At 71.4% G+C, this 14105-nt stretch carries 12 protein-coding genes; 6 read left to right on the top strand and 6 right to left on the bottom strand.

The window, feature by feature from the left end; all coding sequences use genetic code 11:
- Positions 1-10: 10 nt before the first annotated feature.
- The 4 genes from OIE13_RS02075 (at position 11) to OIE13_RS02060 (ending at position 3939) form a co-directional block, all read left to right on the top strand.
- Positions 11-823 (top strand): ABC transporter permease, encoded by an 813-nt coding sequence (locus OIE13_RS02075; RefSeq protein ID WP_326643703.1) that lies wholly within the window; start codon positions 11-13, stop codon positions 821-823.
- Positions 824-856: 33 nt separating this feature from the next.
- Positions 857-2074, top strand: a complete 1218-nt coding sequence (locus OIE13_RS02070) for an ATP-grasp domain-containing protein (protein WP_326643706.1) — start codon at positions 857-859, stop codon at positions 2072-2074.
- 418 nt (positions 2075-2492) lie between these two features.
- Positions 2493-3704 (top strand): HEAT repeat domain-containing protein, encoded by a 1212-nt coding sequence (locus tag OIE13_RS02065; protein WP_326829454.1) that lies wholly within the window; start codon positions 2493-2495, stop codon positions 3702-3704.
- 7 nt (positions 3705-3711) lie between these two features.
- Entirely contained in the window at positions 3712-3939 is a 228-nt protein-coding gene (locus OIE13_RS02060) for a hypothetical protein (protein WP_326643710.1), read from the top strand.
- A gap of 19 nt (positions 3940-3958) precedes the next feature.
- Here the strand turns inward: OIE13_RS02060 and OIE13_RS02055 are convergent, their stop codons facing one another.
- Positions 3959-4429: an SRPBCC domain-containing protein gene (locus OIE13_RS02055; RefSeq protein ID WP_326643713.1), complete on the bottom strand. Its 471-nt coding sequence runs from the start codon at positions 4427-4429 to the stop codon at positions 3959-3961.
- Between the two features lie 180 nt (positions 4430-4609).
- On the opposite strand from OIE13_RS02055, the gene OIE13_RS02050 reads away from it, so the two are divergent.
- Positions 4610-5209: a hypothetical protein gene (locus OIE13_RS02050; RefSeq protein WP_326643715.1), complete on the top strand. Its 600-nt coding sequence runs from the start codon at positions 4610-4612 to the stop codon at positions 5207-5209.
- Between the two features lie 70 nt (positions 5210-5279).
- A complete protein-coding gene (locus tag OIE13_RS02045) occupies positions 5280-5972 on the top strand; it encodes a helix-turn-helix domain-containing protein (RefSeq protein ID WP_326829453.1) in 693 nt (230 codons plus the stop codon).
- A 35-nt stretch (positions 5973-6007) separates the two neighbouring features.
- On the opposite strand, the gene OIE13_RS02040 is transcribed toward OIE13_RS02045, so the two are convergent.
- From OIE13_RS02040 to OIE13_RS02020, 5 genes are read right to left on the bottom strand one after another with little or no spacing between them, the layout of a single operon-like run.
- A complete protein-coding gene (locus OIE13_RS02040; protein WP_326643719.1) occupies positions 6008-6499 on the bottom strand; it encodes a hypothetical protein in 492 nt (163 codons plus the stop codon).
- Entirely contained in the window at positions 6496-7035 is a 540-nt protein-coding gene (locus OIE13_RS02035; RefSeq protein ID WP_326643722.1) for a hypothetical protein, read from the bottom strand. Before OIE13_RS02035 ends, OIE13_RS02040 begins: the two co-directional genes overlap by 4 nt.
- A gap of 34 nt (positions 7036-7069) precedes the next feature.
- Positions 7070-7480: an acyl-CoA thioesterase gene (locus OIE13_RS02030; protein WP_326643724.1), complete on the bottom strand. Its 411-nt coding sequence runs from the start codon at positions 7478-7480 to the stop codon at positions 7070-7072.
- Complete coding sequence (locus OIE13_RS02025) at positions 7480-13158, bottom strand: SDR family NAD(P)-dependent oxidoreductase (RefSeq protein WP_326829452.1); 5679 nt, start codon at positions 13156-13158, stop codon at positions 7480-7482. The genes OIE13_RS02030 and OIE13_RS02025 overlap by 1 nt, the downstream gene beginning before the upstream one ends.
- Positions 13155-14090, bottom strand: coding sequence for an enediyne biosynthesis protein UnbU (locus tag OIE13_RS02020; protein ID WP_326829451.1), 936 nt, complete (start codon positions 14088-14090; stop codon positions 13155-13157). Before OIE13_RS02020 ends, OIE13_RS02025 begins: the two co-directional genes overlap by 4 nt.
- Positions 14091-14105: the final 15 nt, after the last annotated feature.

The following is a 14105-nucleotide window of genomic DNA, read 5'->3' as shown; positions in this document are numbered from 1 at the left end:
GGCGGCTCCGTTGACCCAGACCGCGCGGCGAGACGAGGTCCTGTCACCTCCGTACCGCAACCGGCGCAGGCCGTTCCGCCTGATCGAGCGGAATGTGATCATCTACCGCCGCACCCGGATGGCGGTCCTGTGCCGGTTCCTCGAACCGCTGTTCCACCTGTTCTCGATCGGGTTCGGCATCGGCAGCCTCATCGGCGAGGTGGAGATGTCCCCGGGGGTGGTCGTCGGCTACGCGGCCTTCGTGGGACCCGCGCTGCTGGCGTCGGCGGTCATGAACGACGCGGTGTACGACACCACACTCATCATGTTCGCCAAGCTGCGCTACGCCAAAACGTACGACGCGGTGTTGAACACTCCCATCATGGTCACCGACATCGCCATCGGCGAGACCATCTGGATCCTGCTCAGGACGACCGCCTACTCGACGGTCTTCATGGCCATCCTCGTCGCGCTCGGTCTGGTTCAGGCGCACCTGGGCGTCCTGGCGCTGTCGGCGTGCGTGCTGCTGGGGTTCACCTTCGCCGCGCTCGGCATGGTGGCCGTCACCCTGATGCGCGACTACGACGACTACGAATTCGTGCAGTTGGTCGTCGTTCCGCTCTCCCTGCTCTCCACGACGCTGTATCCGCTGTCGGTCTATCCGGACTGGCTGGCGGACATCGTCGCCTGGACACCGCTCTACCACGGCGTGGTGCTCATCCGCGACCTCGCGCTCGGCCACGCGGGATGGGACGCACTCGGCCACGTCGCCTACCTGCTGGTCGTGGGGGTCGCCGCACTGCTCGTGGCCCGCCGGCGGCTGGACAGCATACTGATCAGATAACGAGGGTGGGACGCCCACCAATCGGAGAATGCCATGCGCGTACTCGTCCTGGGACACAGCTCCGCCTACGCGGACTACGCGGAGGAGAACGGCGTCGTCCTGTTCAACGTGCTCGACGCACACGGGCTCCGGCTGGAGAACCTGCGGCTCCAGAGCGATCCGATAGCGGTCGCCGACCGGACCTCGATAGCCGAGATCCTCTCCGCGCTCCACCGCCGCGGCATTCACCGCGACATCGACGCCGTGTTCACGAACTCGGAAGCGGGGATGATCACCGCGGCGGCGCTGGCCGAGCTGCTCGGCGCGCGCGGCATCCCGGTCAGGGCGGCCGTCGCGGCGCGCGACAAGGGCTTCCAGAAGGCGCTCATCCGCGCCGCGGGCATCCCCGTCACCCCCTCCGCCGTCCTGGAGTCGAACCACTCGCCGGTCGACGGAATCGACGACCTCGGATTCCCCGCCGTGGTCAAACCACTGGCCTCGGCCGGTACCTACGGGGTGACCCGGGTCCGCGACCGCGAGCACCTGAGCGAGGTGCTGCGCGCCTACCGGGAAGTCCACCGGAGCGTTCCGGGGCCGTGGCTGGTCGAGGAGTTCGTCGACGGGGTGGAGTTCCACCTCGACGGGATCGTCAGGAACGGGGTCGTGGAGTTCCTGAGCGTCGGCCGCTACGTGCGGAACATGCTGGAGCTCAGGAACGGGAACCTCGTCGGTTCCATGATCATGGACCCCGGCGCCCACCCGGACCTCTACTCGCGCTACCACCGCTTCGCCGAGGCCTCGCTGGGCGCGCTCGGGCTTACCTCCACGGTCTTCCACCTTGAGCTCTTCGAGTCGTCCGAGGGGACCTTCTTCTCCGAGTGCGCCGCGCGGTGCGGCGGCGGCAGGATCCTCCCCTGCATCGCCCACCGGTTCGGCATCGAGCTGGAGAGCACCGCGTTCAAGGTGGCGGTGATGGACGACTTCAGCCCGCCGGGGCCGCACGGGGACGGCTACGTCGCCTGGAGCGAGCTGCCGGTCCCCACCGGCCACGTCACCCGGCTGCCCGACATGAAGCGGATCCGGAGCATGCCGGGGGTGGTCGACGTCGACCTGGGCATCGCGATCGGCGACCGCGTACCCGACCGGCGGACGGTGCTCAACGTCGACGCGGGCTGCGCGGTCGTCCACGGCGCGACGGAGGAGGAGACGCAGACCCGGATCGACGACATCGCGGCCGCCTTCGCCGCGAACATCGAGGCCGTGCCGTGCTGACAATTCCCCCTCGGCGGCCGTAGGCCACAGAACACTATCTTTACAGATAAAGATCTTTATTCTCAGGCTAGGTGCAGAGTGTGATGAGTGCGCCTAGCCTGACCCATTTCACCCTACGAAAGCTGGACACACCCACCGAGAGGGCCAGATCGGGCGAAGCTGGGGGTTGATTTTCCCGAACCCGCGATACTATTTTTATATATAGCGAGATGGGCGGTATGGTGATCGACGCCGCCTCTCTCGATCAGTTGACCGGCCGGCCCCCGGGCACTTCCCGTAGCGATCAGACCGGCCTCGAACAGGCAACCGTTCGAAACGGAGGTAGCCGCGTTCGGCGAATCACGGCACCTGTCCATGACCCCGCGAGCCCCCATCACGACGATGTCGAGACGAAATCTCCAAGAGAAAGCAGCTGGTCATGACCGTCGAATTCACCCGCGAAGTATCCGAGTTCACTCCCGGCGGTAGCACGCCGTGGACCAGTCCGCTCGCCGGTGACCCCGCCGACCTCCAGAGCGACTTCGGCCGATTCCTGGACCAGGTGGCGGTGCGCCTTGACTCCCGCCCCGACGCCCACGTCGCACACGAGGCCCTGCACCACGCGGACCCGATGATCCGCGAGCAGTCGCTGTACCAGTACGTCGACCGCAACCTGCCGGACGCCGTGGACCTGCTGGCCGAGGCCGTGGCCACCGACGACAACCGCGAGGTCCGCTGGAACGCCCTCTGGGCGCTGGAGAAGATCGGCGGCGCGCGCGCCCTGGAGATCCTCGAGCGCACCGTGAACGACGACGACGCCGACGTCGGTGAGTGGGCGGGGCTCTTCGCCTCCGAACTGACCACCGGCTACCCGACCTTCGACCGCCGCGCGTGGGTCTACCACGCCGACCGGACCTTCGACGAGACCATCTACCTCAACATCAGCTGCCACGTCTACGTCATGCTGGACGACACGGGCAAGCACTGGGGCAAGATCACCCTCTCCCCGCAGGGACTGGCCCGCAGCTTCGGCCAGGCGCACGCGTGCCCCAACGTGGACACCCGGCACAACAAGCTGATCATCAGCAAGTCACTCTCCGGCCTGCACGAGGACGGCTCGCCGCACGTGGAGAACTTCCTGTTCCGCGGCGTCACCAACATGGGCGACGACGGGCACGGCAGCTTCTACTTCCAGTCGCGCGGCCTGCGCCCGATCTTCCTCTCCGGCCAGGCGGACGACGACTCGCTGGGGCACCGCAACGAGCAGGTCATCGCCTCCCGGGCCGGCCGCTGGACGCTCGACCCCCGGATGACCATCAAGGACGAGGCCGCCATCCGCTACGTCCGCGGTGGCGTGCACACCTGGGGCTACGTCAACTTCGACGCGATGAAGGGCAGCTCCCTGGAGGAGATCCTCTTCCCCGGCAACAGCATCCTCGGCACGCTGGACACCCCCACCGGACCGCTGACCAACGCCTTCATCACCGGCACCTTCAAGGGCAAGCTGGTCGACTGGGACGGCGACGGCAAGGTGGACCTCAACTCCCTGGACATCTACTCCACCAGGGACGCCGACGTGGACTCGGACCTGGACGGCGTGGCCGACGAGCCCGGCATCCAGTACTGCCCGCGGACCGGCTGGCACCACTGACCCACCCGTGACCAACCCCGCGATGGCCGGCGTCCGCGCCGGCCATCGCGCCCGTTTCGCCGGAGGCCACATGAACACGCCGAAGCCCTCGACCAGCCGGTACGCACCCGACCAGCGAGCCGACCGGCTCGCCCCGGCCGATCCCGCGTCCGCGAGCGCCCGGGTCGCCACCCAGCGGATGCGCTGCCTGGCGGGCTTCGCCACCGGCCGCGTCGCGGGCGCGACCGCCCGGTGAACGGTCCGGTCCGGCCGCGCTAACTCTTCGCGTAGCGTTCGAGCAGCTCGTCGTGGCGGCTGGTGTGCGTGGTGCCGCTCAGCTCCGCCACGAGGGCGTCGAGGAAGTCATGCCAGCCCGCCGCGAGCTCCTTCACCGCCTTCTGCGGCCTGTTCAAACCGCTGTGGGTCAGCAGGAGGCGGCTGCCGCCTTCGGCGGCCTCGACCTCCCAGCGGACCCTGGACGCCTCCTCGGCCGTCTCGTCCCAGCTGTATTCGAGGATCCGGCCGGGCTCGACGTCGGTGACGACGCCCTCGGTCATCCCCTCGTCCCCCCAGTCGAACCGCACCTTGCCACCGGGAACGGGGTCGACGGCGGCCTTGCAGCCCAACCACCGTGACACGACCTCCTCGGTGGACAGCGCCGCCCACACCGCCCCGGGATCCTTCTCCAGCGCCCAGTCGAAACCGATGTCGTCCTTGCCGATCTTCGCCGGCGGCTTCTCCGTCATGGATTCACACCCCTCTTCCCTGCCCTGTATGCCCTCCAGCGTGGAGATTACACTATTTTTTTATATAGTCAATTGCAAAATTGACGCCTCGTCCAGGGCTTGATGGGAATACAATTTGAATGTGCATAGTGACTCGGCGACAATGATTGCGAACTCGGATGCCGACGAGGTGATGTCGTCATGACGGCCACGAGCAGCGACTCGAACCGCGACCAGCGGACCCCTACCCCAAGGCCGGCTCTCGGAACAGTCGCCTTCCTCAACGGCGGGGAGTATTTCGGCCTGGAGGTCCGTACGGGCTCCGATCCCTCCTCCCTCACCCTCGTGGGAATGGCGACCAGCTTCGTGCATACCCGGCCGTACCGCCTGGAGTTGACGGGGTCGCTGATCGGCGCGTGCCTTGACCACGCCGAAGCACTCGCCGCCGCGATGGGAAGGGTCTGGGAACTCGACGGACGCGTCTCCGGGCGTCCGGTCTTCCCCTTCCTGGAGTGCGAGGTCGTTCCCATTCCCGGCGGGAACGCTCCAGTCAGCGGCGCCGTGATCCGCATCATGAGCGAGTACGGCGAGCAGCACTGCCTCTACGCGGCCGGCTGCCGGGACGCCGAGACCACGGCCGTGCTCGCGGCGTGCGCGGTGCTGGCGCTCTCGCTGCCGTCATCGGTGTGGAACCCCGGCGGCACGGGGTCGGGCCTGCCCGCCGGGGGCTACGGGGAGATCAACGTGCTGGGCGAGCCGGGGTGCCGCGTCAACGGCGAGCTCAAGGCGCTCCCGGCCTGACGTGGACGCGGCCGGGCGGGGCACCGAACACAGGGCAGTTGAAAAAAGCAACAGGAAGGTTTGAGAGCGCGTGCTCACGTCAGACAAGCGGCACTACGGACAGTTCTGTGGGCTGGCCGCCGCGCTTGACATCATCGGGGAGCGCTGGACACTGCTGATCGTCCGGGAACTGATCATAGCGCCCGCACGATTTCACGAGATCCAGGCACACCTACCGGGAATCGGTCCGAATCTGCTCACCGACCGTCTCAAGGCGCTCGGCGCGCGGGGGATCCTGGAGGCCGAGCCCGTTCCCGGAGACGCCCGGGGAAAGCGGTACAGGCTCACTCCCATCGGGGAGCAGCTCCGCGAGCCCCTGCTGTACCTCTCCCGATGGGGAATGCGCTTCCTCACCGAGGACGATGCCAGGACGGGGATGACCAGCAGTTCCTGGGGGTTCTTCGCCCTCCAGGCGATGATCCAGGGGCAACCGGTGCCCGACGTGCACGAGTCCTACGAGTTCCGGATAGACGAGGACGTGTTCCACATCGCCGTGACCGCGGGCGCGGCGACGGCCCACCGTGGTCCCGCCGACCAGCCGGCGATAGTGGTGCGGACGAGCGCCGAGACGTTCGTCCGGATCGGAGCCGAGCTGATCAGCCCGTTCGACGCCGTCGTCACCGGAGGTCTGTCGCTCGAAGGCGATCCGGCGGCGATCCTGAGGTGCACCCAGCTGATGGGGCTGTCGGCCCAGCCGATACCCGCCCCCTCCTCCGTTTCCTGAGCCGCGGCGACCGTCCGCAGTGGCCGTCGCCGCTCTCACCCCTCTCCCGCACGCCTGCTGCCCAGCCGGACCGCGGTCCGCCCGCCCAGGCCGAGCAGGCCCAGCCCCGCCAGCGTGAGCAGGCCGACGAACACCCACTCCCTGGAGCCGCCGGGCCCGTACACCCGGCTGCCCCTGCCGACGTCCACCGCCGCCGTCCGCCGGCCGGGGCTGAGCATCTCGCGGTCGCTGCCGTACAGGTAGACCTCCTGGGCGGAGTCCACGCCCCCCTCCGGCCTGAACCGGCCGTACCAGGAGCACGCCTCGTGACCGGGATGCTCGACGCAGCTCAGGCGGACCGCGGTGAAGGTGCCCCTGACCCCGTCGGCGTAGGCCGCGCGGACCGTGGGTCCGATGCTCGGCAGCGTCAGCGCGAGCAGCCCCAGCCCGGCGACGGTGGCGAGCACCATGGAGAACACCGACGGCCTCCGTACCGGGGCCTCGGGCGGGTCGACCGTGCCCGTGGTGGGACCCGGGTCGTCGCTCACGCCGGGACCGCCGCACGCGGCACGACCGCCGCACAGGAGCAGTTCATCTCCTTGTACTCCGCAAGGTTGGGCCTGCGGTGGAGCAGCATGGCGACGACCATCGGGACGAAGACGATGCTGTTGTAGAACAGGTGTAGCTCAACCCGGGGGAAGACGAGCTGCGCGACGCTGGTGACCGCCGGCCGGCCGAGGAGGTGGTTGCCGGTCACCGCCTGGACGAGCAGCAGCAGGTGCTCGAAGTGGTGCCAGACCTGGATGCCCAGGGCGATGTTCCACCAGACCCGCGAGCGGCCGGTGAACCCCCTGCGCAGGAGAACGAACCCGACGAGCATGACCACGGCGTAGCCGTAGTGCAGCGCCTCCGACTTGACCAGCCAGGGGAACCACAGCCCGAGCACGCCGCGCGCCTCGGGGATCGGCCATCCCAGCACCCAGATCTGGGCGGCCTGAACGAGATGCTCGGCCCAGTGTGCGAGCACGATCAGGAGGAACACGAAGAGCGCGGTGCGGTGTCTGGTGCTGTTGAGCGATGTCATCTCGGACCTCTCGCGATCAGGTGGGAACGGGGGATCAGGCGAAGGCGTTGAGTGCGGCGGACAGCTCGGCGGACAGGGCGACGGGGGCGACGCCGGTGGGGGTCCTGCGCATGCAGGCGACGGACTGGGAGCCGCGCGCGACCTGGACTCCGCCCCGGCGGAAGTCGAAGTTCATCGCGATACGGTTGCCGTTGACCGCGGACAGAGTCATGAGCACCTCGATCTTGTCGAGCGCGAAGCACTCCTCGTAGTAGGTCATGTCGCAGCCGAGGGTCACCAGCGCGAGCGTGCCGTCAGCGAGGGACTTGAGGACCCCGGGGGCGTGCTCGGCGAGGAAGTGCTCCCGGCAGTGCCCCTGCCAGTGCAGGTAGTGGGCGAAGTAGACGTTGCCCACGAGGTTGGTCTCGTCGAAGGTGACGGTGTGGACGTGGCGGTATGCGCGCATCAGATCTCCTCGGGTACCGCGGTCGCGACCATGACCCCGGTACCGGGTACGAGCGCGGTCGCGCAGCACCAGCCCCCGGCGGTGAGCACGACGAGGCCGTCGCGGCCGACCTGGTGGACGCGCAGTGGCTCGTCGGGGGCGCTCCCTGCCTTCGCCAGCGACTCCCTGGCGGTCCAGGAGCGCGCGGCGCAGATCGCCTGCCCCTCACCGGTCTTGGCCGCGAGGGCGTCGGCGAGCGCGGTGCCACGCTCGCCGACGAGGTCCGGCCACTCGCTGTCCGCGATGCCGAAGGTGTCCTGCCAGTCGACCCCGATCGCGTGGTCGGCCACCCCGACGAGGACGTGGCCCGCGGTGTACGAGGCGCTCACTCCCCCGGTGGGCGCCCGCAGCGCGCCGCGCGCGTCGTGCCACACGGCACCACCGGCGCTGTCGGCGCCGGCGGCGCCGGCGGTGAGCCGGGTCGCGAGCCCGGCCGCGGCGCCGTCCTGTCTGCGTCCGGGCACGGCGGCCAGCTCGACGCGCCGGGCGAGGCCGTTCTCGGCGAGCAGCCGCGACATCCACGGCCCGGCGAGGGACAGCGGCAGCGAACCCGGCCACGCCCTGGGGCCCGTGGCGCGCAGCCTCAGTCCCTCCCAGCGGGCACAGATCCGCCCGTCGTCCATGACGAGGTCCATGTCGAAGACGTACTCACCGGCGTGATGCTCCCGCTCCGCGGCTCGGACCAGGCAGCCCCCCGAAGGCCGCCGCCAGACGGTGAACCTGTCGATCCCGACGGGGAGCGCCTCACGGTGCGGCACGCAGGCCAGCAGCGCGTGGATTGCGGCGTCGTACCGCCCCGGATCGCCGAGCAGCAGATCGGGCGAGTGGAAGGAGGAGAACCAGTCGTCCGCCCCACCCTCGATCTCCGCCTCCACCCGGAACGCGGTCAGCAGGCCGTACGAGGCGACCCGCCGGAACCTGCCCGTGTGGAAGAACAGGCCGTTGTCGTAGAAGCCGTGCGCGGCGGAAGCGCCCACCGGGGCGGGCGTGGCGGCAGGCGTGAGGGCGGGCGTGGCGGCAGGCGTGAGGGCAGGAGGGACCAGCCTGGCGGTGAAGCGGTCCGTGGTGAAGCCGTCCGCCGAGTCGCGCAGGACGACACCGGTGCCGTCCGGCCCGGCGAGCGCGGCCAGCCGTACCGGATGCGGGGCGTCACCGTCGACGATGACGGGCGCGCGCAGGCGGACGTTCTCGAAGGACCACTGCTCACCGCCGTGGCCCACGGCGGTGGCGACCTGGGCCATCGCCTCCAGGCCGACGACCGCTGGAAGCACCCGGGTGCCCGAGATCCGGTGGTCGTCGAGGTAGGGGTCGGTGCGAGCGCCGAGATCGGCCTGGTAGACGGCCTCGACGCAGGGGGTACGGGTGAGCTCCCGCTCGGTGAAGCGCAGCAGGGGCGCGGGCGGCCCGTCGACGGCGAGGGTCGGGCCGGCGGGGAAGCGTGCGGTCAGCAGGAGCGTGGTGGGCGCCGCCGCGTCGCCGAGCACGTCGAGCAACACGGCCGCGCCCTCGTCCGGGGCGATGGCGGTGATGCCCTGCCGCCGGAGGGCGTCGACCGTGTCCAGCCTGACGCCCATTCCCACCCCGGACCAGAGCGACCATTCCAGCAGGTGGGTGCGGCAGGACGGGTGGTCGGCCGCCCAGTCCTCGACCACGTGCCGCATCCAGTCGTTGGCCAGGCAGTACTCCGACTGCCCGGCCAGGCCGCGCCTGCCGATGATCGAGCCGAAGGCCACCGCCAGGCTCAACCCCTCTCCCGCCTCGGCGAGGAGCACACGCAGCCCGTCCACCTTGGGACGCAGATGCGCCCGGAGCGTCTCCGCTGTCACGGCGGACAGGCTCTGCGGAAGGTTGACGCCCGCCCCGTGGATCAGGCCGCGCACCGGCCCGTGCTCGGCGGCGGCGGCGAGCGCCGCCCGCACCTGGGCGGGGTCGGTGACGTCACAGGGAAGGTAGACCGCCCGGACCCGGGTCCGCAGGTCCGCCAGTGCGGCGGCGACCTCGGGATCGTCGGCGGGCCTGCGGCCGAGCAGGGCGAGCACGCATCCGGCCCGCTCGGCCAGGGCGGCGGCGCTGTGCGCGGTGATGCCGGTGGCACCGCCGGTGACCAGGCAGACCTCGCCGACGCCGATGGGCGGCCCGCCGCTCGCGGAGAGTGGGTGCGGCACCGTGCGGACCCGCTGGTACGAACCGTCCGGCAGCCGTCTGAGCTCGGCGTACCCGTGCTCCGCGCCGACCGGCGGCCCTTCTTCGCCTCCCGCCGTGCGCAGGACCGTCACGGACGTGCGCGGGAGCTCGACCGCGAGGCTGCGGCCGACGGCCTCGGCCGCCGGGTGCCCGTCGTGGCGGAGCACGAGCCGCTCGGGAGCGCGCTCGGCGATCTCCGTGAGCAGCGCGGCCACGGCTTCAGGGCCGGCTTCGGCGGGGAGCGAGAACACCGGCTCCCCTGTCGGCCCCGCAGGATCGGCGGGGACCCACTCGTGCCGGAAGGCCCGCACCCATCCGCCGACGCCCTCGAGGTGCTCGGTGCTCTCCTCCCCCGCGGACGGCAGGGCCGCGAGTACCTCGGCGGCTTCGGCCACCGACGCCTCGGCGAGCGACAGCGGGACGGCGGGCAACTGCCTGCCGAGAGCCTTCGCGGCCCGGCCCACGAGCCGGACCACCTGTAGCGAGTTGAGGTGCAGATCACCCAGGAGCGAGCTGGCGGGCCTGATGGTCTCCAGCGGCAGTTCGAGCCCTGCCGCCAGTTCCTCGCGCAGGCATTCCAGGGGGTTCAGGTCCGTGGTCGCCCCGCTCCCGGCCCCGGCCCCGCTCCCGGCCCCGCTCCCAGCCTCGGCCACGGGTGCCTCGTCGATCTCGGCCACCGGCCGGGGCGACGCGACCTCGGCAGGCGGCCCGTCCCCGGAGGTCCCGTCCCAGGGGAGGGTCTCGCACGGATTGGCCAGAAAGCTCGGCGAGCTGTCGATGGGAAGGTGCCGGTAGGCGCGCCCGGCGGCCCATCCCGGCAGGTCCGCGTTCCCTGACACCGCCAGGGCCGCGGTGACGAGTGCCTGGCGCCTGGGGTCGCCGCCGCAGTCCATGCTGAGCGAGATCGCGGGCAGTCCGGCGGCCAGGCCGGACAGGGTGGTTCCCGGTCCCGCCTCCACCAGCAGGTCGCACTCGCGCACCAGGCGCGCGAGTGCCTCGGCGAACCTGACCGGGCGGGTGAGCTGGTCGACCAGCAGCGCCGCCGGATCGCCGTCACCGCCACCGCCACCGCCGCCGTCGCCGTCGCCGTCGCCGTCGCCGTACGGAAGGCCGGTGACCGTGGAGATGATCCGTCGCCGCGCCGCCCGCACGGTCATCGTGTCCAGCAACTCGCGCAGCGGCGCCTCGGCGGGGCGCATCGCGGGGCTGTGGAATCCGTGGGAGACCGCCAGGACGGCTCCCTCCGTCCCCTCCGCGCGAGCGCGGGCGACCATGGCGCGCACGTCCTCGACCGGTCCCGCGACGACGGTCTGGGCGGGGCCGTTGAGCGCCGCGACGACCGCCCCGGTCCCGGCGAGCAACTCGGTGACCCGCTCGGGCGGGGCCGCGATGCCCGCCATGGTGGTACCCGGCGTGCCGTGCCGGGCCATGATCTGGCCGCGGGCGGCGGCCAGGCGCATGGCGTCGCCAGGGGTGATCGCCTCGGCCCAGGTAAGGGCGGCGATCTCGCCGAGGCTGTGTCCCACCGCCGCCACGGGCTCGCAGCCGATCGCGTCGAGCCAGGCGAGGGCTGCGAGCGACTGTCGCAGAATCGCGGGCTGCGCGATCGCGGTGTCGGGGTCGCCGTCACGCAGCGCGACCGGCGAGTCGGGGACGGCGAGGCCGCCGGCCCAGGCGGCGAGGGTCTCGCGGACCGGCGCCGCCTGCCCGGGAAAGAGCAGTCCCACCCGGGCGTGCGGTCCCGATGCGAGCGCGAAGCCGCCTCCCGCGTCGACGACGAGCCCGCCGTCCCATTCCCCGGTCCTGTCCAGCGCCGCCTCCGCGGCGCGCGCGAGCTCGTCGGGGGTCCCGGCCACCAGGGCGGCGCGGGCGGCACCGCCACCGAACCCGGCCTGCGAGGTCAGCGCCAGGTCGTGCAGCTCCGCCTGGCTGAGCGCGGGCGCCAGCCCCGCCACGTCCCGCAGGAGATCGGCGAGCGCGCCGGTGCCGGGGGCGGCCAGTGCGACGACATGGTGGGAGGGGACCGGCGCCGACCAGCGGCGGGTGGCCGGGGAGAGCGACCTGGCGGGGGCGCGCCCGGGGCCCTCAAGGACCAGGTGCGCGTTGATCCCGCCGAAGCCGAGCGAGGACACCGCGGCCCTGGGCACCGGCCGGTCCCACGGCTCGGGCTCGGCGAGCAGCCGGAGCGGCACCCCCGCCGCCCCGAGCAGGGGATGCGGCTCGCGCGTACCCGTCGAGGGGGGAAGCACCCGGTGATGCACCGCGAGGGCCGCCTTGATGAGCCCGGCGACGCCCGCCGCCGCCTTGGTGTGCCCGATGTTGGCCTTGACGCTGCCGAGGGCCGCGCGCGCCGCCCCCCGGCCTCTGACCTCGGTGAGGGCCTCGATCTCGACACGGTCACCGACGGCGGTGCCGGTCCCGTGGCCCTCGACGAACCCCACCTCGGCGGGGTCGGTCCCCGCGAGGCGGTAGGCGCGCCGCATGGCGAGGGCCTGCCCTCGCGCCGTGGGACGGGTGAGCCCGCCCGCGCCGTCCGAGGAGCTGCCCCAGCCGGTCAGGTACGCGTAGACGCGCAGCCCGCGCCGCTCGGCCTCCTCGGTGCGCATGAGCGCGACGATCCCGCAGCCCTCGCCGGGCAGGAAGCCTGTCGGGTCGGCGTCGTAGACGCGCATCTCCCCGTGGGCCAGCGCGCCCACCCGGGCGAAGCCCACCAGCTCGAACGGGTCCAGGCTGAGGTCCACCCCCCCGGCCAGCGCCAGGGAGAGATCCCCGTCGGCCAGCGCCCGGCACGCGGTCATCACCGCGAGCAGGCTGGAGGAGCACGCGCCGTCGACCGTGTAACCGGTGCCGCGGAAGTCGAAGTGGTTGCAGATCCGCCCGGCGATCGTGTTGCTGAGCGCCCCGGCGAGGGTCTCGTCGCCCGGTTCGGGGAACGGGTCCTTCACCAGGTTCTCCAGCCGGCTGAGGACCGCGGACACCGCGTCGGACTCCAGGCCGCTACCCGCCAGCGCGGCGGCCGCCGCCCGGCGCAGGAAGGGCCAGCGCAGCCGGAGCGCGGAGGCCCGGCTGAACTCGCCGGTCAGCGAGTTGCCCAGGACGACCCCCACGCGGTCGCGCTCCAGTCCGTCGCCGTCGGGGAAGCCCGCGTCGGCGAGGGCGTCCGCCGCGGTCTCCAGCGCGAGCCAGTGGGTGTGGTCGGCCGCCCGGTACAGCGGGCCCGAGATGTGGAAGCGGCTCCGGTCGAACTCCCAGTCGCGCAGCACACCGGCCTGGCCGGAGTAGATCGAGTCGGGCCCCTCTCCCCGGTAGTCGGCGACGCGCGTGCGCGCCTCGGGGAGGTGGCGGAACGCCCGCCGCCCGCCGAGGACCGTCTGCCACAGCTCGTCCGGACTCACCGCGTCGGGGTAGCGGCAGGCCATCCCGACGACGGCGATCCGGGTGTTCGCAGGACTCATCGTGCCGCCTTCTCCCTGCGGACCCGGCCCACGAGGAGTACCGCCCCGCGCAGCAGGCAGGTGATCGCCAATGCGAAGAACAGACCGAACGCGACGTGAAGGGTGACGAGCACGCCGTAGACCGCGGCCACCGTCACACCGAAGATCATCTGGTTGCGCGGCTTGACCGGCGTCGTCCCCGGATCGGTGATCATGTAGTTCGTGTAGAGGACGAACACCGCCCCCGTCATCGGCAGCAGCGCGCCCACCGGGGAGTGGTCGAGCAGCAGCCACCTGATGACCGCCTGCGCCGCGAAACCGCCCGCCCACCCGGCGATGAGCGGCATCTTCCCGGTGAGCTTCGCGTTGAGCATGGTGCCGAGCATCAGGATCCCGAGCGGGACGAACCAGTCCAGCGCCCCGCTGATGCTCGCCGTGAACTGGTAGGGCGGGGCGATGCCCACCCAGGGGAACAGCAGCAGGGTGACGACGATGCCGGCGTTCGACGGGTTGAGGAAGTGCCGCGCGGAGCCGTTCACCTTGATCCTGATCAGGTGCTTGAGGCAGATGCCCACCGCCACCGCGAAGACGTACGGCCAGACGGAGGCGTTGCCGTACAGGAGCATGGCGCAGGCCAGACCAACGATGTGCGCGGGCAGCAGGAAGGTGACCAGCGCGCGTGGGCCGCCCGCGTAGCCGGGACGCCGGCCCTTCGACCACGCGCTCAACGTCTCCATCAGCAGCTCGACGGCGTAGGCGGCGAGCACCGAGACGATCGGCGTGATCGGGGCCTGCTCGAAGCCGAGCACCGCGTGGCCGAGGATCGTGAGGATGGTGATCGATATGGCGAACCGCTGCAGCGCCTTCAGGCGGATGTCGACCGGCGGGGCCGCCTGCTCAGGCGTGGAGGGGGGTGGGAGCTGGATCTCCGGCTGGGGAAGCGTGGTGGTCATCGCGTTAACCGCCGT

The sequence above is a fragment of the Streptosporangium sp. NBC_01810 genome, from assembly GCF_035917355.1.
GTDB lineage: Bacteria > Actinomycetota > Actinomycetes > Streptosporangiales > Streptosporangiaceae > Streptosporangium.
The sequence above is the reverse complement of the archived record's forward strand: the minus strand, read 5'-3'. Positions and strand labels throughout refer to the sequence as shown.